At 68.5% G+C, this 19853-nt stretch carries 19 protein-coding genes and 1 pseudogene; 8 read left to right on the top strand and 12 right to left on the bottom strand.

Annotated features, from left to right (window positions below):
- Positions 1–7: 7 nt before the first annotated feature.
- Genes AC5Y4T_RS20680 through AC5Y4T_RS20665 form a run of 4 tightly spaced genes read left to right on the top strand, consistent with a single transcriptional unit; the run spans position 8 to position 4096 of the window.
- Positions 8–661 carry a DUF4129 domain-containing protein gene (locus AC5Y4T_RS20680; RefSeq protein ID WP_499955140.1) on the top strand — a complete coding sequence of 218 codons (654 nt, stop codon included), beginning with the start codon at positions 8–10 and terminating at the stop codon, positions 659–661.
- Complete coding sequence (locus AC5Y4T_RS20675; RefSeq protein WP_499955138.1) at positions 661–1800, top strand: DUF4350 domain-containing protein; 1140 nt, start codon at positions 661–663, stop codon at positions 1798–1800. The genes AC5Y4T_RS20680 and AC5Y4T_RS20675 overlap by 1 nt, the downstream gene beginning before the upstream one ends.
- On the top strand, positions 1797–2774 hold the full coding sequence (locus tag AC5Y4T_RS20670; RefSeq protein WP_499917134.1) for an AAA family ATPase: 978 nt from the start codon (positions 1797–1799) through the stop codon (positions 2772–2774). The genes AC5Y4T_RS20675 and AC5Y4T_RS20670 overlap by 4 nt, the downstream gene beginning before the upstream one ends.
- A complete protein-coding gene (locus AC5Y4T_RS20665) occupies positions 2774–4096 on the top strand; it encodes a DUF58 domain-containing protein (protein WP_499955136.1) in 1323 nt (440 codons plus the stop codon). Before AC5Y4T_RS20670 ends, AC5Y4T_RS20665 begins: the two co-directional genes overlap by 1 nt.
- 26 nt (positions 4097–4122) lie before the next feature.
- Here the strand turns inward: AC5Y4T_RS20665 and AC5Y4T_RS20660 are convergent, their stop codons facing one another.
- Positions 4123–5115 (bottom strand): stage II sporulation protein M, encoded by a 993-nt coding sequence (locus AC5Y4T_RS20660; RefSeq protein ID WP_499917136.1) that lies wholly within the window; start codon positions 5113–5115, stop codon positions 4123–4125.
- An 80-nt stretch (positions 5116–5195) separates the two neighbouring features.
- On the opposite strand from AC5Y4T_RS20660, the gene AC5Y4T_RS20655 reads away from it, so the two are divergent.
- A complete protein-coding gene (locus tag AC5Y4T_RS20655; RefSeq protein WP_499955134.1) occupies positions 5196–6128 on the top strand; it encodes an RDD family protein in 933 nt (310 codons plus the stop codon).
- Here AC5Y4T_RS20655 and AC5Y4T_RS20650 read toward each other — a convergent pair.
- Positions 6125–6511: a hypothetical protein gene (locus AC5Y4T_RS20650; RefSeq protein WP_499955132.1), complete on the bottom strand. Its 387-nt coding sequence runs from the start codon at positions 6509–6511 to the stop codon at positions 6125–6127. The two genes, AC5Y4T_RS20655 and AC5Y4T_RS20650, sit on opposite strands and share 4 nt — an antisense overlap.
- A gap of 202 nt (positions 6512–6713) precedes the next feature.
- On the opposite strand from AC5Y4T_RS20650, the gene AC5Y4T_RS20645 reads away from it, so the two are divergent.
- Positions 6714–7424: a PadR family transcriptional regulator gene (locus tag AC5Y4T_RS20645; protein WP_499955130.1), complete on the top strand. Its 711-nt coding sequence runs from the start codon at positions 6714–6716 to the stop codon at positions 7422–7424.
- 43 nt (positions 7425–7467) lie between these two features.
- Here the strand turns inward: AC5Y4T_RS20645 and glpK are convergent, their stop codons facing one another.
- Positions 7468–8994, bottom strand: a complete 1527-nt coding sequence (gene glpK / locus AC5Y4T_RS20640) for a glycerol kinase GlpK (protein ID WP_499955128.1) — start codon at positions 8992–8994, stop codon at positions 7468–7470.
- A 136-nt stretch (positions 8995–9130) separates the two neighbouring features.
- Between glpK and AC5Y4T_RS20635 the strand changes: the two genes are divergently transcribed.
- Positions 9131–10603 (top strand): glutamate-cysteine ligase family protein, encoded by a 1473-nt coding sequence (locus AC5Y4T_RS20635; RefSeq protein ID WP_499955126.1) that lies wholly within the window; start codon positions 9131–9133, stop codon positions 10601–10603.
- A 10-nt stretch (positions 10604–10613) separates the two neighbouring features.
- Positions 10614–10691 (top strand): annotated as a pseudogene (locus AC5Y4T_RS20630) (SAM-dependent methyltransferase); the annotation flags it as partial.
- A gap of 43 nt (positions 10692–10734) precedes the next feature.
- Here the strand turns inward: AC5Y4T_RS20630 and egtE are convergent.
- The 9 genes from egtE to AC5Y4T_RS20585 all read right to left on the bottom strand — a co-directional run.
- Entirely contained in the window at positions 10735–11841 is a 1107-nt protein-coding gene (egtE, locus tag AC5Y4T_RS20625; RefSeq protein ID WP_499955188.1) for an ergothioneine biosynthesis PLP-dependent enzyme EgtE, read from the bottom strand.
- Between the two features lie 47 nt (positions 11842–11888).
- Positions 11889–12854, bottom strand: coding sequence for an L-histidine N(alpha)-methyltransferase (gene egtD, locus AC5Y4T_RS20620; RefSeq protein WP_499955125.1), 966 nt, complete (start codon positions 12852–12854; stop codon positions 11889–11891).
- Entirely contained in the window at positions 12854–13576 is a 723-nt protein-coding gene (egtC, locus tag AC5Y4T_RS20615) for an ergothioneine biosynthesis protein EgtC (protein ID WP_499955124.1), read from the bottom strand. The genes egtD and egtC overlap by 1 nt, the downstream gene beginning before the upstream one ends.
- Complete coding sequence (gene egtB, locus AC5Y4T_RS20610; protein WP_499955186.1) at positions 13576–14892, bottom strand: ergothioneine biosynthesis protein EgtB; 1317 nt, start codon at positions 14890–14892, stop codon at positions 13576–13578. Before egtB ends, egtC begins: the two co-directional genes overlap by 1 nt.
- A gap of 92 nt (positions 14893–14984) precedes the next feature.
- On the bottom strand, positions 14985–16298 hold the full coding sequence (gene egtA, locus AC5Y4T_RS20605; RefSeq protein WP_499955123.1) for an ergothioneine biosynthesis glutamate--cysteine ligase EgtA: 1314 nt from the start codon (positions 16296–16298) through the stop codon (positions 14985–14987).
- 181 nt (positions 16299–16479) lie between these two features.
- Positions 16480–17127 (bottom strand): sensor domain-containing protein, encoded by a 648-nt coding sequence (locus AC5Y4T_RS20600; RefSeq protein ID WP_499955184.1) that lies wholly within the window; start codon positions 17125–17127, stop codon positions 16480–16482.
- Between the two features lie 38 nt (positions 17128–17165).
- Positions 17166–18614: a catalase gene (locus AC5Y4T_RS20595; protein ID WP_499955122.1), complete on the bottom strand. Its 1449-nt coding sequence runs from the start codon at positions 18612–18614 to the stop codon at positions 17166–17168.
- Positions 18615–18844: 230 nt separating this feature from the next.
- Positions 18845–19354: a hypothetical protein gene (locus AC5Y4T_RS20590; protein ID WP_499955119.1), complete on the bottom strand. Its 510-nt coding sequence runs from the start codon at positions 19352–19354 to the stop codon at positions 18845–18847.
- Positions 19355–19504: 150 nt separating this feature from the next.
- Positions 19505–19853, bottom strand: a 349-nt coding sequence (locus AC5Y4T_RS20585; RefSeq protein WP_499955117.1) for a hypothetical protein, incomplete at its 5' end; no start/stop codon positions are given.

The following is a 19853-nucleotide window of genomic DNA, read 5'->3' as shown; positions in this document are numbered from 1 at the left end:
GCTGACGATGCCTTCCATCGACATCGACCGCGATGCCGCTCATCGTGCCGCGCAGGACGAGCTCGACAAACCGATCTATTCGAAGGGCTCCCCCGGGGAACAGCTCATCAACTGGATCAGCGATCAGTTTTACCGGCTGCTGCAGAAGATCTCCTCGGTTCCGGGCGGATGGTTCACCGCGACAGTGCTTTCCACCCTGCTCGTCATCGCACTGATCGTCGGCATCTATATTCTGCGACGCACCATGCGCACCCGCCGCGGCGGTGACCACTCGCTGTTCGAAGCCGCCCAGCTGACCGCCGCCCAGCATCGCGCTACCGCCGAAAACTTTGCGGCCGAGGGTAATTGGGCTGCCGCGATTCGTCACCGGCTGCGCGCCGTCGCCCGCCAGCTCGAGGAAACCGGAGTGCTGATACCCGCCCCCGGCCGGACGGCCAACGAGCTGGCCCGCGATGCCGGTGCGGCGTTACCGCACCTGCTCAGCGAATTGAGGCGAGCCGCAATGGCTTTCAACGATGTCACCTACGGCGAGCAAATCGGAACCCAGGCTGCCTACCAGATGGTCGCCGACCTCGACGATCATCTGCTGACCCGCCGGCAGGGCGGTCCGCTCGAGCCCGGCCAGCCTGCCGCTACCGAGTCGTGGGCGCGGGTGCGGTGATGGCGACGATCACCGGCGCCGGTCCCGAAGCCGCACCGCGGCGCTGGCGCGCCTGGCGCTGGGTGCTCGTCACGGTGTTGGTGCTCGCCGTCATCGCCGGCGTCGACGCGTATCTGAACGCACCGCGACCCGGGCCCCGGATGGACCCGTCGTCGACCAGCCCCGACGGTGCGCACGCCCTGGTGGAGTTGCTGCGCGGCGCCGGAGTCGACGTCGTCGTGGCCAACAACATCGCCGGCGTCGAAGCTGCGGCACGCCCGGACGCGCTGATCCTGGTGGCGCAGAGCCAATACCTCACCGATGCGCTCCTAGACCGGCTGGACAACGTCCATTCGGATCTGCTGCTCGTGGAACCGACGGCGCGGGCCCGCGGGGCGCTGCTGCCCGGTGTGCGGGTCTCGCACGCCAAGGGTTTCGACCTCGACCCGAATTGCACACTGCGCGAGGCTGTTCGCTCCGGGCCGGTCCGGTTCGGGGTGAGCAGCACCTACGAGTCCGAAGACGGTCGCGAGATGACCCGCTGCTATGACGGCGCGTTGATCCGCTTCCGCAACGACGGGCGCACCATCACAACCGTCGGCAACACCGACTTCATGACCAACAGCAGCCTGCTGCAAGCGGGCAACGCCGCGCTGGCGATGAACCTCGCGGGCGACCGGCCCCGGCTCGTCTGGTACGCACCGCACGCCGTCGAGGGTGAATCTTCGCCCAAGTCAACACTTTTAGAGCTGCTTCCGTCCAAGGTGTTCTGGCTGGTCGGACAACTGGCGCTGGTGGTGCTGCTGGTCGCCGTGTGGAAGGCCCGCCGGCCCGGACCGCTGGTGGCCGAGGAGTTACCGGTGGTGGTGCGCGCGTCGGAGACCGTCGAGGGCCGCGGCCGGCTGTACCGGTCCCGGCGGGCGCGCGATCGCGCGGCCGCCGCATTGCGTGCGGCCACCCTGGCGCGGCTGCTGCCGCGGCTCGGCTTGGGTGCGGGCGCTTCGCCGTCGGCGGTGGTGGCCACCGCGGCCGGGCGCATCGGAGCCGATCCGGCGTTCGTCTCCTACCATCTGTTCGGTCCGCCCCCGACGACCGACAACGACCTGTTACAACTTGCCCGTGCGCTCGACGACATCGAAAGGCAGGTCGCACACCCGTGACACAACCCACTACCACCGAATCTCCCACCGCTGAATCGGCGCGCGAGGCGCTGCTGGCGTTGCGCGGTGAGCTGGCCAAGGCCGTCGTCGGACAGGAGGGTGTGGTCAGCGGCCTGGTGATCGCGCTGCTGTGCCGCGGCCACGTGCTGTTGGAAGGTGTTCCCGGAGTGGCGAAGACGCTGCTGGTCCGGGCGCTGTCCGCGGCGCTGCAGTTGGAGTTCAAGCGGGTGCAGTTCACCCCCGACCTGATGCCCGGCGACGTGACGGGCTCGCTGGTGTACGACGCGCGCACGGCCGCGTTCGTTTTCCGCGCCGGTCCGGTGTTCACCAACCTGTTGCTCGCCGACGAAATCAACCGCACACCACCCAAGACCCAGGCCGCGCTGCTCGAGGCGATGGAAGAGCGGCAGGTCAGCGTCGATGGCGAACCGCGGCCGCTGCCCGACCCCTTCATCGTGGCCGCGACCCAGAACCCGGTGGAATACGAGGGCACTTACCAGTTGCCGGAGGCCCAGCTGGACCGCTTTCTGCTCAAACTGAATGTGACGCTGCCGCCGCGGGACGCCGAGATCGCCATCCTGCATCGGCACGCGCACGGCTTCGACCCGCGCGATCTGTCGGCGATCAAGCCGGTGGCCGGACCCGCGGACCTGGCGGCCGGTCGCGACGCCGTGCGAAACGTGCTGGTTGCCGACGAGGTGCTGGGCTACATCGTCGACATCGTCGGGTCCACCCGCTCCTCCCCCGCGCTGCAACTCGGCGTGTCGCCCCGCGGCGCGACCGCCCTGCTGGCGACGGCGCGCTCCTGGTCCTGGCTGTCCGGGCGCAACTACGTCACGCCCGACGACGTGAAGGCCATGGCCCGCCCGACGCTGCGGCACCGCGTGATGTTGCGGCCCGAGGCCGAACTCGAGGGGGCCACACCCGACGGGGTGCTCGACGGGATTCTGGCGTCGGTTCCGGTGCCCCGCTAGTGGTCCTGACCGGACGCACCGGCTTGGTCGCACTGATCTGCGTCCTGCCTATTGCGCTGTCCCCTTGGCCGGCAACAGCTTTCGCGGTCCTGCTGATAGCGCTGGCGATCGTGGTAGCCGTCGACGTCGCACTGGCGGCCAGCCCCCCCAGGTTGCGCTACGTGCGTTCCCCGGACCGCTCGGCGCGGCTCGGGCAGCACGTGGAGTGCGGCCTGCTGATCCGCAACGACGGCCCGCGCCGGTTCCGGGGCCAGATTCGCGACGCCTGGCCGCCCAGCGCTCAAGCGCAGCCGCGCATCCATCCCATCGACATTCCCGCCGGGCGAGACCAGCACGTCCAGACCCAGCTCCGACCGGTTCGCCGCGGCGACCAGCGAGCGACGGTGGTGACCGCCCGATCCATCGGCCCGCTGGGGCTGGCGGGTCGCCAGGGTTCGCGACCGGTACCGGGGCAGCTGCGGGTGCTCCCCCCGTTTCTGGCCCGCAAGCACCTGCCGTCGCGGCTGGCCAAGCTACGGGAGATCGACGGCCTGCTGCCGACGCTGGTCCGCGGTCAGGGAACCGAATTCGACTCGCTGCGAGAGTATGTCGTCGGCGACGACGTGCGCTCGATCGACTGGCGCGCCACCGCGCGTCGCGCCGACGTGGTGGTGCGCACGTGGCGGCCCGAACGCGACCGGCGGGTGGTGATCGTGCTCGACACGGGCCGCACGGCTGCGGGTCGGGTCGGCGTCGATCCGACCGCGTCCGATCCCGCGGGCTGGCCGCGGCTGGATTGGTCGATGGACGCCGCACTGTTGTTGGCGGCGCTTGCGTCGCGCGCAGGGGACCATGTCGACTTCCTCGCCCACGACCAGGTGAGCCGGGCCGGTGTGTTCGGCGCCTCGCGCACCGAGCTGCTCGCGCAGCTGGTGGAGGCGATGGCGCCGCTGCAACCAACGCTTGTCGAATCCGACTGGCGGGCAATGGTTTCCGCCATCTTACTGCGCGCCCGCCGGCGCTCACTCGTGGTATTGCTGACCGACCTCAATGCGGCCGCCCTCGAAGAGGGACTGTTGCCGGTGTTGCCGCGGCTGTCGGCCAAACATCACCTGCTGCTGGCCGCGGTCTCCGATCCGCGCGTCGACCAGATGGCCGGGGGGCGATGGGATGCCGCGGCGGTGTACGACGCGGCGGCCGCCGAACGCTCCCGCAATGACCGTGGCGCGATCGCCACCCGGCTGCGCCGCAGCGGGGTGGAAGTCGTGGACGCCCCTCCCGCCGAACTGGCGCCCGCCCTTGCCGATCACTATCTCGCGATGAAGGCGACCGGGCGCCTGTAGCTGCCGGCCCCGGGCCGCCGGGACGCTCAGCGAGTCGGAACGACGTCGGGCGACTCTTCCATATCACCGCTCTCGCCGGCCTGCGCAGCGCGGCGGCCGAAGTAGACGATGTAGGACAGGAAAGCGACCTCGGCGATGACGCCGATGCCGACTCGCACGGACGTCGGCAGTGGCGAAGGGGTCACCAGCGCTTCGATCAAACCCGAGACCAAGAGCACCGCAACCAGACCCACGGCGACCGAGACGACGGCACGGCCCTGTTCGGCGAGCACCTGGCCGCGGGGCCGCTCACCCGGTGAGATCACCGACCAGCCGAGCCGCATTCCCGTTGCGCCCGCGAGGAATACGGCCGTGAGTTCCAGTAGTCCATGGGGGGCAAGCAGACCCAGCAGCAAGGCCCCCTTCCCGGCCGGAAACATCAGGCCGGCCGTGACACCCAGGTTGGCGGCGTTCTCCAAGAGCACCAGGGGGATCGGCAGTCCCAGCACCACCGACATCGCGATGCATTGAGCGGACACCCACGAGTTGTTCACCCAGATCTTCAGCGCGAACGCCGCGGCGGGATGTTCGCTGTAGTAGGACTCGACGTCGTGGTTGATCAATTGTTCGATGTCCGTGGGTGTTCCGATCAAGGACTGCACGTCCGGGCTGCCGGCCACCCACAGCGCAATGACCGCAACGACGGCAAAGAACGCCGCCGCCGTAGCCAGCCACCACCGCCAGGTGCGGTAGGCAACCACCGGAAACGACACCGTCCAGAACCTCGTGAACGCACGGCTCAGTGGCGCATGGGCACCGGTCACCGCGGAACGGGCCCGCGCTACCAAGCTCGAGAGCCGACCGATCAACATGGAGTCGGACGACGTCGAGCGCAGCATCGACAGGTGGGTGGAGACCCGCTGGTAGAGGTCGACGAGTTCGTCGATCTCCGCGCCGGAAAGCGACCGGCGCCGCCCGATCAATCGGTCAAGGCGGTCCCAGGTAGGGCGATGGGCCAGCACGAATGCATCGACATCCACCCTCGGCAGCCTAATCGCACCGCCGGCTCGGCCAAGCGCGCAGCAGGCCACACGCAAGCCAACCTGTACCGTTCGAAGTTATGTCGGAGGTGGTGACCGGGGACGCTGTGGTGCTCGATGTGCAGATCGCCCAGCTGCCGGTTCGAACGTTGAGCGCGCTGATCGATATCGCGGTCATCGCCATCGGTTACCTGCTCGGCCTCATGTTGTGGGCTGCCACGCTGACTCAATTCGATAGCGCACTGTCTCAAGCGATCCTGCTGATCTTCACGGTGCTGGTGGTCGTGGGCTATCCGCTGATTCTCGAAACGGCAACGCGGGGACGCTCCGTGGGCAAGATCGCGATGGGCCTGCGAGTCGTGTCCGACGACGGCGGCCCGGAACGCTTCCGCCAGGCGTTGTTTCGCGCCCTGGCTTCGTTGGTGGAGATCTGGATGCTGTTCGGGAGCCCCGCGGTCATCTGCAGCATCTTGTCGCCCAAGGCCAAACGCATCGGCGACGTTTTCGCGGGCACGGTGGTGGTCAACGAACGCGGACCTCGACTCGGACCACCGCCGATGATGCCGCCCTCATTGGCGTGGTGGGCGTCGTCGCTGCAGTTGTCGGGGCTGTCCGCCGGCCAGGTCGAGGTTGCCCGCCAATTCCTTTCCAGGGCAACGCAGCTCGACCGTCAGCTGCGCGTACAGATGGGATACCGGATCGCCGGCGACGTGGTGGCCCGCATCGCGCCGCCGCCACCGCCCGGCGCTCCGCCGGAACTCGTGCTCGCCGCGGTCCTCGCCGAGCGGCACCGCCGCGAACTGGCCCGGCTGCGGCCGGTCATGCCCGGGCCGGGGCAACCAATGGGTCCGGCGACGTGGCCACCGTCCGGCCCCGCTTATCAGGGCCCCCCAGCCTGGCCAAGCCCGCCGGCCGCAACACCACCACAGGCCACGGGATGGCCGGGACCGCAACCCGGTCCATCCGGCCCAGGAGAAGCCGATACGCCCGACGGTTTCTCACCCCCGAGCTAGCCGGCCACACTCGCCGCCATGAGCAGCACGTCGGCGACCAGCAACGCCCATCCGCACAGCGGAACCGCGATACCGCCCCGGCGTTTGGCGGTGAAGAACGAGATGACGATGACGACGACGGCGACCGCGGGCGCACCGTAGAACGCGACGCCGAAGTCGATCCCGCCGTGACCCAGGTTGGGACAGCCGCCATCGCTGCAGCCGTCGGTGCTCATGATGGCGCCGAGCGCGAACAGCATCACAAGTGCGGCGGCCGGCACCGTCGCCAGCGCCAGTCCCCAGTTGATCCACGGCCAGGTACTGCGGGTCCGGGCACCATCTGGTCGTCCGGCTGCGGCCGCGCCGGCACCGCTATTGACCCTCAGGTCGTTGTCGGGATCCATCCCGATAGTTCCTACCCGTCGCTTCGCCCGTGCAAACCGCCTGGCGGACCGGTCGTGGGCAGATACGGCCAGGATTTCCCAGTTCAGGCGCGGTCAGCCGAGCCTCTTCGACATTCTTAGTTGCATCGCGTTAGTTTCCGATATATCGTGATGCTTCGTAGTGCACGACCGGTGCGCGACCCACAAACGTAAGGACAGAACAATGACCAACCCATTCACTCCCCCCGATGGCCCCTTCGGCGGCCGGCCCGGATTTGGATTCGGCTCCGGCCCAGTTGACCGGCGCGCCCTGCACGAGGCACGGCGCCAGGCCCGTCGGGACTTCCGCGAGCATCTGCGCGATCATGCCGGCGGCCACGACGGCCCGCTCGGCTTCGGACCCGGGTTCGGACCGGCATTCGGTCCCGGATTCGGTCCCGGATTCGGCTTCGGCCCCGGTGGCCGGCGCGGCGGATGGCGCCGTGGCGGCCCGGGGCGCGGCAAGCGCGGCGACGTGCGAGCGGCGATCCTGAAGCTGCTCGTCGAGCGGCCGATGCACGGCTACGAAATGATCCAGCAGATCGCCGAACGCAGCAACGGACTCTGGAAACCGAGCCCCGGTTCGGTGTACCCGACGTTGCAGCTGCTCGACGACGAAGGGCTGATCACCGCGAGCGAAACCGAAGGCAGCAAGAAGCTTTTCGAGCTGACCGAGCAGGGTCGCGCCGCGGCCGACAAGATCGAGACCCCACCCTGGGACGAGATCACCGAAGGGGCGGACCCCGGTCATATGAACCTGCGGGCCGCCGTCGGCCAATTGTTCGGCGCGGTCGGGCAGTCCGCCCACACCGCTTCGGCCGAGCAGCAGCAGCGGATTGTCGACATCCTCAACAATGCGCGGCGTGAAATCTACGGCATCCTCGGCGAAGACTGAGTGCCTTCGGCGGGCCCTGGATCGGGCGGCGTCACGTGACCCCTCAGGTTACGGAGACCCAATCCAGGGTCCGCTGCACGGCTTTTCGCCAACCCGCATAACCCGCGGCCCGCTGCTCGTCGTCCCACGCCGGCGCCCAGCGCCTGCCCTCCTGCCAGTTGGCACGCAGATCGGCCGGATCGGCCCAGAACCCCACCGCCAGACCGGCCGCGTAGGCGGCGCCGAGCGCGGTCGTCTCGGCGACGACGGGCCGGACCACATCCACCCCCAGCACGTCAGCCTGAATCTGCATGCACAGGTCGTTGCCGGTGATACCGCCGTCGACCTTCAAGACCTCAAGGCGCACACCGGAATCCGCCGCCATGGCGTCCACCACATCGCGGCTTTGATAGCAGATCGCCTCCAGCGTCGCGCGCGCCAGATGCGCGTTGGTGTTGAATCGCGACAGCCCGACGATCGCGCCGCGCGCATCGGATCGCCAGTAGGGCGCGAACAGCCCGGAAAACGCGGGGACGAAGTAGACGCCACCGTTGTCGTCGACCTGGCGCGCCAGCGATTCGCTTTGGGCGGCACCGCTGATGATGCCCAGCTGATCGCGCAGCCACTGCACGGCCGCCCCGGTCACCGCGATCGAACCCTCAAGCGCGTAAACGGGTTTCGCGTCACCGAACTGATAGCAGACAGTGGTGAGCAACCCGTTTTCGGACCGCACGATCGTCTCACCGGTATTGAGCAGCAGGAAATTTCCGGTGCCGTAGGTGTTTTTCGCTTCCCCTTCGGACAGGCACACCTGACCCACCATCGCCGCATGCTGGTCACCGAGGATCCCGGTGATCGATACCTCGCCACCGGCCGGCCCCGCCTCCGACGTCACGCCGTAGGGCTGCGGCGACGACGACGGGCCGATCGTCGGCAGCATCGCGCGAGGAACGGAGAAGATCGACAGCAGCTCGTCGTCCCAGTCCAGGGTCTCCAAGTTCATCAGCATGGTCCGGCTGGCGTTCGTCACGTCCGTCGCGTGCACACCGCCCCGCGGCCCCCCGGTCAGGTTCCACAACACCCAGGTGTCGGGGGTGCCGAACAACGCGTCGCCGCTTTCGGCGGCCTGACGCACGCCGTCGACGTTCTCCAGAATCCACTGCAGCTTGGCGCCGGAAAAGTAGGTGGCCGGCGGGAGACCGGCCTTGCGGCGGATGACGTCGCCGCGACCGTCGCGGTCCAGCGCCGACGCGATCCGGTCGGTGCGGGTGTCCTGCCAGACGATCGCGTTGTAATACGGCCGCCCGGTCTTGCGGTTCCACACCAGGGTCGTCTCGCGTTGGTTGGTAATGCCCAGCGTCGCAATGTTTTCCGGACTCAGATCGGCCCGGTTCAACACCGACGTCAGCACCGAGGAGGTGCGCTCCCAGATCTCGACCGGGTCGTGCTCCACCCACCCGGCCCGAGGCAGGATCTGTTCGTGCTCGAGTTGATGGCGGGCCACTTCGGCACCATCGTGATCGAAGATCATGCAGCGCGTGCTGGTGGTCCCCTGGTCGATGGCTGCGACGAATTCGGCGAACTCGGCCAACTGTTCTCCTCCACCCGTGAGGTCGGACACGTTTAGCGGCAAAAGTCCATCATGGTCTACCCGGGAGACCGACGGTGCATGGACTGCGACACGTGAGAGCTTGCGTTACGGGCGGTAACCCTGTTGCATCTGCGTTGTGGGCGAAGAGGTCAAGCGCACCACGTACGACAGCGCGCATCGACGGGAATACCGCCGCAAGGTACAGCTGTGCCTGGACGCCTTCGAGACGATGCTGGACCGCTCATGCTTCGAGTCCGAGCAGCCGTTGACCGGCATGGAGATCGAGTGCAATCTCGTGGACGCCGGCTACCAGCCGGCCATGTCCAATCGTCACGTGCTCGACGCCATCGGCGATCCGGCGTATCAGACCGAATTAGGCGCCTACAACATCGAATTCAACGTTCCGCCGCACGCGCTGCCTGGACACACCACGTTGGATCTCGAGGCCGAGGTGCGGGCCAGCCTGAACGAGGCCGAGAAGAAGGCCAGCGCCGACGGTGGCGCCCACATCGTCATGATCGGCATCCTGCCCACGCTGATGTCCGAACACCTCGACCACGGCTGGATGAGCGAGTCGACGCGATACGCCGCCCTCAACGACTCGATCTTCACCGCCCGCGGCGAAGACATTCCGATCGACATCTCCGGGCCCGAGCCACTGAGTTGGCACACCGCCACGATCGCGCCCGAATCCGCTTGCACCAGCATGCAATTGCATCTGCAGTTGGCGCCCGAGGCGTTCGCCGCCAACTGGAATGCGGCGCAGATCGTGGCCGGCCCGCAGCTGGCGCTGGGCGCGAACTCGCCGTTCTTCTTCGGGCACCTGCTGTGGGCCGAAACGCGCATCGAGCTGTTCACCCAGTCCACCGACACCAGACCCGAGGAGCTGAAAACTCAAGGCGTGCGCCCGCGCGTGTGGTTCGGCGAGCAGTGGATCAGCTCCGCCCTGGACCTTTACCAAGAGAACATCCGCTACTTCCCGTCGCTGCTGCCCGAGGTGTCCGACGAGGACCCGGTCGCCGAGCTGGCCGCCGGGCGCATCCCGCAGCTTTCCGAGCTGCGCCTGCACAACGGGACGGTATACCGGTGGAACCGCCCGGTGTACGACGTGGCCGACGGTCGCCCCCACCTGCGACTGGAGAACCGGGTGTTGCCGGCCGGGCCGACCGTCGTCGACATGCTGGCGAACTCGGCGTTCTTTTACGGCGTGCTGCGCAGCCTTTCCGAAGCCGACAACCCGCTGTGGGACACCATGGAATTCGGTGTGGCGGAAGCCAATTTCCTGGCGGCGGCGCGCTACGGCATCGACGCCCGGCAGCGTTGGCCGGGGCTGGGTGAGGTGAGCGCACGCAAACTCGTGCTCGACACGCTGTTGCCGATCGCCGACGAAGGCCTGCAGCGCTGGGGCGTGGACACCGAGGTGCGCGACCGGTTCCTCGGGGTCATCGAGGGTCGGGCCCGAGCCGGACGCAACGGCGCCAGCTGGCAGGCGTCGACCGTGCGGGCGCTGCAGGACGGCGGCATGAGCAGGCCCGCTGCGCTGGCAGAGATGCTGCGCCGGTATTGCGGCCACATGCATGCCAACGAACCGGTGCACACTTGGGAGTAGGTTCGCAATCATGTCGTCTGACGAAGTCATGGACCGGGACAGCGCATATCGCGAGCAGGCCCACTTCGAGGGGCCGCCGCCGTGGAACAGATGAAGATGCCTGCCTACCTGTTAACCGCACACAAAGCCGGCTAGCTGGTCGCGGTCGCCGCGGTGGCGGCGATGAGCGCCTCGGCGAACGTCTCCAGGTCTTCGGCCGTGATGTCCACGTGCGGCGAGATCCGCAGCACGGGTTCCGTCAGCTCCAGCGGCGCGCGTTGCACGCCGGCGAACGTGGTCAGGATCCGCCGTTCGGCGAGTAGCCAGTCGCGCACCGCTTGCGGGTCGGCGCCGTCGTTGGGCGCCAAGGTGGTGATGGCGCTGGGTTCTTCGACCTCTTCGACCACCGTCCAGCCGGTCACGTCGGCCAACACCGTGCGACTCAGGCTGCCCACCTCGGCCAGACGCGCGCGCACCGCCTGCGGCCCGTACGCCAGATGCTCGCCCAGCGCAAGCGAAAAACCCACGCGTGCAGCCACATTGGCCTCGCCGAACTCCAGCTGTTCGGCCACCGTCGGCGAGCCGTCTGTGCGGGCCCACTCCGGCGCGGACAGCCGGGGGTGCAGGCTTTCCATCAGCTCGCGGCGCACCCCGAGCATCCCGACACCGCGCGGGCCGGCTATCCATTTGCGCGACGACGAGTAGGTCACGTCGGCGTCCGCCGTGCAGTCGATCTGGCCCAGCGCCTGCGCCGCGTCGACGACGAGCGGCAGCCCCAACTCCCGGCAGAGTTGGGCGACCATCGAAAGCGGTTGCACCACACCGCAATGGCTGGCCACCGCCGTCAGGTGCACCACGTCTGGCGGATCGGCGTCCAAGGCCAGCGCCGCGTCGTCGAGCGCGACCCGCCCATCCTCCAGGGTCGGCAGCAGCTGGCGGTCGAACCCGTGGGCGGCCAGCAGGGCAAGGTTGGGCCCGTACTCGCCGGGCAGGCAAGCCACCGTTGCGCGTTTCGCCGGCCAGCTGCCCAGCAGCAGATCCAGAGCGTTCAGCGAGCCGGTGGTGAAAACCACTTCGGCGTCGGGCATTCCGGCCAGCGCGGCGAATGCGACGCGTCCGGCATCGAGCACCGGTGCGGCGGCCTCGGCTGCGACATAACCACCGACCTCGGATTCATTGCGGGCGTGCTGCGCGGTCGCCTCGATCACCGCCAGGCTCTGACGGGAACACGCCGCGTTGTCCAGGTGCAGCCCCGCCATCGGCGGGCGGGCTGACCGCCATCGCTCGGCCAGCGCGCTGGGGCCGGTCACTTCACGGCCAACGACAACCCGAAGTCGCCCGCCTCGTCGGTCCACCACCGGGTGCGGCGCAATCCCGCGGCGGCCAATTCGTCAGTCACCTTGTCGGAGCGGAACTTACACGACACCTCGGTGAGCATCTCCTCACCCTCGTCGAAGTCGACGGTCAGCTCGAGAGCACCGACCCGCACCCGCTGCTGACGGTCGGACCGCAGCCACATCTCGATGCGTTCTTCGGCCGCGTTCCACCGGGCCACATGCCGATAGGCGTCGACGTCGAAGTCGGCGTCGAGTTCCCGGTTCACCACCGCAAGCACATTGCGGTTGAACGCCGCCGTCACACCGGCGGCGTCGTCGTAGGCGCGCACCAGCCGCCCGGTGTCCTTGACCAGGTCCGTGCCCAGCAGCAGGCTGTCGCCGGGCCGCATCTGGGCGGACAGCGCGGCAAGGAATTCCGTGCGCGGTCCGGGCGTGAGATTGCCGATCGTGGACCCCAAGAACACGAACAGCCGTCGCCCGCCTTCGGGGATCTCGGTCAGGTGCTCTTCGAAATCGCCGCAGACGGCCCTGATTTCGACGCCCTCGTATTCCCGCTGGATGGCCGTGGCGGCGGTCGACAGGATGCCGGCGTCGACATCGAACGGGACGAACCTGCGCAGCGAATCCCGCGCCCGCAGTGCGTCGAGCAGCAGCCGCGTCTTCTCCGACGTGCCGCTGCCCAATTCCACCAGGGTGTCGGCCTCGCTGGCCGATGCGACCTCGGCCGCACGGGCGCGCAAGATCTCAGCTTCGGCGCGCGTCGGGTAGTACTCCGGCAGCCGGGTGATCTGATCGAACAGATCGCTGCCGACCGAATCGTAGAACCATTTGGGCGGCAACGCCTTCGGCGTCTTCTGCAGGCCTTCCAGCACGTCGCGGCGCAACGCGTGGTACGCCGAGTCGGCGGCCAGGTGGTTCGACAGCGACAGCGTCATCAAGATCCTCTCGACTGGTCCAGTGGCGTCAGCGTGACACCGTGCGCGGTGACTTCGACAAGGTGGCGGTCCGGCACGTCCTCCCAGTCGGAGTCGTTGTCGTAGGGTTCGCTGGCCAGCACCACGCCGTCCCGGCGACGCAGGATGGACAGCGTGTCACCCCAGGCCGTCGCCAACAAGCGAGACCCGTTGGCGGCCAATATGTTCAGCCGGGCATGTGGATCGGCCGCGGCGACCTCTTCGATGGTCTGCCCCAGCGCGTCGAGTCCGCGCTCGAAGATCGTGGCCGCCAGTATCGCGCTGTCACAGACCGATTCGGCGCGCGCGGTCGTCGGCAACACGGCCCGGTCGACGATTCCGTTGTGCGACAACAACCACTGCCCGTCGGTGAACGGCGCGCACGCGCTGGCCTCGATCGGCATGCCGACGGTGGCCGAACGCACGGCGGCCACCACGCAGTGGCTGCGCAGCGCGGGCGCGATGGAATCGAACGACACGTCGCCCCACAGCGGCGCCTGGCTGCGCCAGCGGCGCGGCGCCCCGCCCTCCGGGGAGCCCTGCGCGGAGGTGTCGAAAAACCCGACGCCCCAACCGTCGGCGTTGAGCAGGCAGTGCTTTTGGCGGCGCGGCGCATAGGACTGCACGCGCAGCCCGAACGGCGGCTCGAGCACCAACGAGGAAACCGTGACGTCGGCCCCCAGCCAGCCCAGGTGCCGGCACATCAGGCGCGACCCCGGGCCTCGGGGACGTCCCACGCCAACCGGACGCCGGAGAAGATCTGGCGCCGGTAGGGGTAGTCCCAGTTGCGGAAACTCGGCCGGATGATGCCGGGTTCCACCGCCCACGAGCCGCCGCGCAGCACCCGGTAATCGCCGTCGAAGAAGGGCTGCGAATAACGCTCGTAGAGCATCGGGACGAACCCGGGCCAGGGCCGCAGCGGGGAGGCGGTCCACTCCCAGACCTCGCCGAGCATCTGCTCGGCCCCGTACGCCGACGCGCCGCCGGGGTAGGCGCCGACGGGCGCGGGCCGTAACGCGGTGCCGCCCAGGTTGGCCAGCGTCTCGTCCGGTTTGCGCTCTCCCCAGGGGTAGCGGCGCCGGGTCGCGGTGGACGGGTCCCAGGTGCAGGCCTTCTCCCATTCCATCTCGGTGGGCAACCGCGCACCGGCCCAGGCCGCATAGGCCTCGGCCTCGAAATAGCTGACGTGCTGGACGGGTTCGTCGGCGGGAATGTCCTCGACGTGGCCGAATCGGGTGCGAGTCGTGCCGTCCGAACTCCAGAACTGCGGCGCGGTCAGGCCCGCGCCCTGGCGGTGCTGCCAGCCGCGCTCCGACCACCACCGCGGCTGGTCGTAGCCGCCGTCGTCGATGAACCCGCGCCATTCGCCGTTGGTGACGGGAACCCGCCCGATCCGGAAGGCGGGCAGGTCGACGACGTGGGCCGGACGCTCGTTGTCCAGCGAGTGCGGTTCGCTGGCGGCGTCCACACCGAGCACGAACTCGCCGCCGGGCACCAGCACCGACGTGCCGGCCAACCCGGCCCGGCCGCCCGGTAGCCCCGGGGCGTCTCGCAAAAGCGGTGTGCCGCTGCGCAGGTTCAGGGCCTGCAGCATCGTTTCGTCGTGCTGGTTTTCGTGGCTGACCACCATCGCGTACACGAAGGCCGCCTCGTCGCCGGCGGGATCGTCGGGCAGCACGTCGAGCGCGTCGAGCACGGCGGACCGCACGGTTCGGCAATATGCCCGCGCCTTGTCCGGCGACAGCAGCGGCAGGTCGACGCGGCTGGCGCGGGAGTGCACGAAGGCGTCGTAGAGCCCCTCGACCGCCGGCGGCAACATCCCGGGCCGCGCGGGATCACCACCGCGCAACAGCCACAGCTCTTCCTGTTGGCCGATGTGCGCGAGGTCCCACACCAGCGGGCTCATCAACGGATCGTATTGCCGGCAGAGCTCCGCGTCGTCGAACTCGACCAGACGCAACGTCCGCGTGCGCGCCCGCGCCAAGTCCTGGGCGATGCCCTCCCGGCATGACGACCGCAAGCGCGGCGCTGGGGGCACTCGCCCGCGAGCGGGAGGTACCCCCACCCGCTTGCGGGGGACCGGGCGCAGCGGGTCGGAATCATCAGGAGACGTCACAGCTCCCCTTGAGCCAGTCGCGCCACTGTTGGCGCGAGGCCGTGCTCGATCACCTGGTCGGAGAACTCGTCGCCGGGGCAGCGGCCCCGGTCGACAAGGCGGACCAACCGCTGCATCGAATCACCCAGCTCGGCCGGGGCTTTCGCGGCGGCGACGGCCACGCAGGCGTTGGCCGCCGCATACAGCCGCCGATCACGCAGCCCCACCCGGGCGGCGGTATCCCAGGCGGTGGCAACCGGTTCGACCGCCTCGGCCGCGATGTCGGCCGCGGCCGGGTCATCGAGCAGGACCGCCAGGGTGAACGCCACCGCGGGCCACAACGCGTCCGGCACGCTGTCCAAATACCGGATCTCCAGCCACTGCCTGGGCCGCACCGGCGGGAACAACGTCGTCAGGTGGTACTCCAGGTCAGCGACGCTGGGCCGGCGATCCGCGAGCAACACGCGGCCGTCGACCCAGTCGGCAAAGGGCACCCAATGCGTGACCGCCTCGGCGTCGGGGTTGTGCACCAGCATCACCGGGGCCTTGAGCGCATACCGGGCCCAGTCGGTGCCCGGGTCATCACCGCTGGCCCCCAAGATGGGTCCGCAGCGCGCCGAGTCCATCCGACCCCACACTCGCTGCCGGCTCGACACCCAGCCGGTGAATTCACCGCTCAGCATCGGGGAGTTCGCTGTTATCGCGATCATGGTGGGCCCCAAGGCATGTGCCAGGCGCACTCGCGCCGCCCAGCCGTCCCGCGGCCCAGCGTCCACATTGACCTGGATCGATGCGGTGGACGTCATCATCGCGGCACCCGCGTCCCCCGACTCGCTGGTCGCGAAGAAGCGCTCCATGGCGCGATACCGGGCGCCGGGGTTGATGCGCCTGGGTGGACGCAGCGGGTCGGCGCCGAGGAAGACCAGGCCCAGCCCGGCCTCAGCAAACGCGGGCTGCAGCACGGCCTGATCGCGGCGCATGGCGTCGATGGCGGGCAGCACGCCGTCGGCCGGCGGCCCGGACAGTTCCACGGCGCCGCCCGGCTCCACGGTGATCCTGCTGCCCCCGGGCAACGCGGGGAGGGCGTCGAGCACGGCGGCGATCTCGTTCCACCCCGGTCTGCGGTGCGGGTCGGCCGGGTCATGGCAATGGGCCTCCAGCTCAAGACCGATACGGCCCAGCGGGGCGTCCACCAGACATCCCTCGGCGATGTACTGCGCGACGGCCGCGGAGTCGGCCAGCTCGGCGATGTCCAGCTGCGGGGCGCGGTCAGCGCCGGCCACCCGCGACTCCGACTGCGAAGCCGCGGAGGTGATCGGCGCGAACGTCATATCACGATCCCTTCGGGTCCGGGCACGCCGGAACATGGACTTGCGGACCGCTTCCCTGCGGCAGCCAATCGAACGATAATCGGCACAACTTCGTCTAGTGCTTCATCTATCAGATGACCCCGACATATTCCCTTCTCGCACCTGCGCGTGCACGGGGAAGACGGATACCCAAATCGGCCGATTATTGACCCAGGGCGTTCTGCATCGCCCCGGCCAGCACGTTCACCGCGGGCCCGGCGTTGCCGGATTGGCACACTTTCGCCTGCAGCAACACGTTTTCGCGCAGCCTGGTTTGATTGAAACACCGGCGGTCGGTGCCCGCCTCCTGCTTGGTCCAGTTCTCGTCGGCGGGGCCGGCCGGCCCACCGTCGAAAGACCAGACCTGGGTACTGCCGTTGTCCAGGTGAAGCGCGGTCGTCTGTCCCGAACAGCCCACCGTTCGATCCACCACCCGATGAAAAGCCCGGCCCGCGGCCTCATTGGTGGCGAACACCCCGACGGCCTGCTTGACCAGATGTGTCTGGTCGGTGGCCGACGTCTGGGTGAGGGCTCCGTTGAACGAGGCCAGGTCGGGATCGTTGTACACCTCGGGCAAGCCGATGTCGGCCCAGTTGTTGCACTCCGGGAGGTCCACCCAGTCGCCTTGCCCGGGCTGGGTGAAGACCGACTCCCACCCCATGGGTCCGCCGACGATGTTGCCGACCGAGCCTTTGCCCAGGACCGCGTAGTTCACCACGCCCGGCTCCGACGGGTGCGCTGCCGCCACTGGAAGGGCGGCCGCGCCCGCGATGGCCAGGGCGACGGTGATCGCGGTGGCGCGAACCCGCATGGTCATGCAGCGATCATGCCAGGCGCACGGACGTGCGGTCAGCCCCCGTTGCCCCGGACGCCGTCCTCGACCTTCTTCCCGAGGTCGGCATCGACGTTGCGCCAGTACTCGAACACCCGCGACAGCACCGGCTCCTTCACACCCTGGGACACGTGGCCAATGATGTTGCCCGCCAAGCGTTCCCGGGCCGCGTCGTCGAGGACTTCGCGGACCATGGTGCCGGCCTGCCCCCAGTCGTCGTCCTCGGCGTGCAGCGTGTACGCCGACCGGACCATGTCACCGTCGGCATGCCAGCGGATCTCGGCGGCGCGTGCCGAGTCGGCGTGCGGCCCACCATAGGAGTTGGGCGCATAAACGGGGTCGGAGACGTTGTTCATCCGCATCGCCCCGTCTTTGGAGTAGCTGTTCACCTCGACTCTGGGGGTGTTGACCGGGATCTGCCGGTAGTTGGTCCCCAGTCGGGCGCGATGCGCGTCGGAGTACGAGAAGCCCCGGGCCTGCAGCATTTTGTCCGGGCTCAAGCCGGTGCCGGGCACGGTGTTGTTCGGCTCGAATGCCGCCTGCTCGATCTCGGCGTGATAGTCGGTGACGTTGCGGTTCAGCGTCATCCGGCCGACGTCGATCAACGGGTAGTCGCCGTGCGGCCACACCTTGGTCAGATCGAACGGGTTGAACCGGTAGTCCTTGGCTTCCTCGTACGGCATGATCTGCATCTTCAGCGTCCAGCTCGGGTGATCCCCGCGTTCGATCGACTCGAACAGGTCGCGTTGGTGGTAGTCGCCGTCCTCGCCGGCCAACCGGTCCGCGTCCTCCTGGGTCAGGAACTCGATGCCCTGGTCGGTGATGAAGTGGTACTTCACCCAGAAGATCTCGCCGGCGGCGTTGATCCAGCTGTAGGTGTGGCTGCTGTAGCCGTTCATGTTGCGCCAGGTCTTGGGGATTCCCCGGTCGCCCATCAACCAGGTCACCTGATGCGCCGACTCCGGGGAGAGACTCCAGAAGTCCCACTGCATGTTGTGGTCGCGAACGTTGCTTGCCTGCAAGCGCTTCTGGGAGCGGATGAAGTGCTGGAACTTCAACGGGTCGCGCATGAAGAAGACCGGGGTGTTGTTGCCGACGAGGTCGAAATTGCCTTCGCTGGTGTAGAACTTCAGCGCGAAGCCACGCGGGTCGCGCCAGGTGTCCGGGCTGCCCCGCTCGCCGGCGACGGTGGAAAACCTGGCCAGCATGTCGGTCTTGGTGCCGGGCTGGAAAACGGCGGCCCTGGTGTACTGGCTGACGTCATTGGTCACTTCGAACTGACCGAACGCGCCACCACCTTTTGCGTGCGGCTGACGCTCCGGGATGCGCTCGCGGTTGAACATCGCCATCTGCTCGATCAGGTAGTGGTCCTGCAGCAGGATCGGGCCGTCTGGGCCGATCGTCAGCGACTGATCGTCGCTCGGCGCAGCGATACCGGCGTCATTGGTCGTGAAACGCTCCGTCATTACGCTCTCTCCTCGTCACCGGCCGAAGGCCCCAGTATCCGAAGTCGCACACCGCCTCGCCGAATCTGCCCGCACAGCAAGCATTCTCATTGTGGTGTTGAACGCCCCGGATCTTCCGACCCGCAACCCGGTGTCTCCTCATCTTGATGTGGCCACGAAAATGCGGGCAACTCTCGGTCGGCCCACTACGGGTTTAGTACCCATTCCGGGCGTGGCTTAAGTGAGCGCTATCAAGGACGCGGCGCGGGCGCGCCGGGGGGCGCGCTGGCAGGCGGCTGTCCGGGGCCGCTGACGCCCGGGCCGGCATGCGGTCCGCCGGGACCGCCCGGACCGCTCGGGGGCATCGGAACGATCAACCCGGGCCCGCCGGGCCCATATCCCCCCGGTCCGTTGTCGGGTCCCGGACCACCGGGTCCGCCGTAATACGGTCCGTAGCCGCCGCCGGGGCCGCCAGGTCCCCAGGGCCCGTTGCCCGGCCCGGGATTGCCGGGGCCGCCGGGGTGGAACATGCCGTGGTGATGCTGGCACGGGTGCTGGTGCTTCCAAATGAAGGCACCGACGAAGAACAGCGACGTAAGGATGAAGACCACGCCGGCGACGATCACCACCCAGGCCGCCGCCGTGTAGAGCCGCGGCGGTGTCACCCGGTGCGGGGGTGGTTGCGACGGTGGCCCGGCGACTGATGCGGCTGGCGTCACCTCGGTGGTCGGCTCATCTCGTGGTTCGGGTGTCTCGCTCATGCCTTGCCATATTGCCCCGCACACCTGTGCTCTAACAGGTTTCGGCTACGAAAATGTTGTGAATCGAGATGCGGCGGTTAGGCACCGGTGACCGCAAACAACAGGCGGCCCGGCGCTCGTGAAGCGCCGGGCCACTGGTTGACAAGGGATTCAGTTGGTCAAAACGATGACGCTCGGAACCTGTCCCAGCGCGGCGGCCGAGTGCAAGACCGACGGCGGCAGCTGACCCGGGGCCATGCCACTGGGGCGAACGCCCGACGGGGTCGGAGGCGCGGTGGTGGCTCCCGGACCGTTCTGTCCGTTCTGTCCACCCTGACCACCCGGCGCACCCGGTGCGCCTGGGCCACCGAAGTTTCCGGGTCCGCCCGGACCGCGGTGGTGAATCATCGCGTGGTGGTGCTTGTGGTGGTGACCGTGATGCCCGCCGCGGTGGCCGAGGATGAAGCCGGTGAAGAAGATGACCGCGACGATGAACACGATCCCGGCGACGATGGCGACC

Source organism: Mycobacterium sp. NGS11, from assembly GCF_059813315.1.
This window is presented reverse-complemented; position numbering and strand designations above follow the sequence as displayed.

Excerpts from the sequence above, each read along its gene's own strand:
- AC5Y4T_RS20680 (WP_499955140.1), top strand. The coding sequence starts at position 8 with ATGCCTTCCATCGACATCGACCGCGATGCCGCTCATCGTGCCGCGCAG.
- AC5Y4T_RS20675 (WP_499955138.1), top strand. The coding sequence starts at position 661 with ATGGCGACGATCACCGGCGCCGGTCCCGAAGCCGCACCGCGGCGCTGG.
- AC5Y4T_RS20655 (WP_499955134.1), top strand. The coding sequence starts at position 5,196 with ATGTCGGAGGTGGTGACCGGGGACGCTGTGGTGCTCGATGTGCAGATC.
- AC5Y4T_RS20650 (WP_499955132.1), bottom strand. The coding sequence starts at position 6,511 with ATGGATCCCGACAACGACCTGAGGGTCAATAGCGGTGCCGGCGCGGCC.
- AC5Y4T_RS20645 (WP_499955130.1), top strand. The coding sequence starts at position 6,714 with ATGACCAACCCATTCACTCCCCCCGATGGCCCCTTCGGCGGCCGGCCC.
- egtE (WP_499955188.1), bottom strand. The coding sequence starts at position 11,841 with ATGGCGGGGCTGCACCTGGACAACGCGGCGTGTTCCCGTCAGAGCCTG.
- egtD (WP_499955125.1), bottom strand. The coding sequence starts at position 12,854 with ATGACGCTGTCGCTGTCGAACCACCTGGCCGCCGACTCGGCGTACCAC.
- egtC (WP_499955124.1), bottom strand. The coding sequence starts at position 13,576 with ATGTGCCGGCACCTGGGCTGGCTGGGGGCCGACGTCACGGTTTCCTCG.
- egtA (WP_499955123.1), bottom strand. The coding sequence starts at position 16,298 with ATGACGTTCGCGCCGATCACCTCCGCGGCTTCGCAGTCGGAGTCGCGG.
- AC5Y4T_RS20600 (WP_499955184.1), bottom strand. The coding sequence starts at position 17,127 with ATGCGGGTTCGCGCCACCGCGATCACCGTCGCCCTGGCCATCGCGGGC.
- AC5Y4T_RS20595 (WP_499955122.1), bottom strand. The coding sequence starts at position 18,614 with ATGACGGAGCGTTTCACGACCAATGACGCCGGTATCGCTGCGCCGAGC.
- AC5Y4T_RS20590 (WP_499955119.1), bottom strand. The coding sequence starts at position 19,354 with ATGAGCGAGACACCCGAACCACGAGATGAGCCGACCACCGAGGTGACG.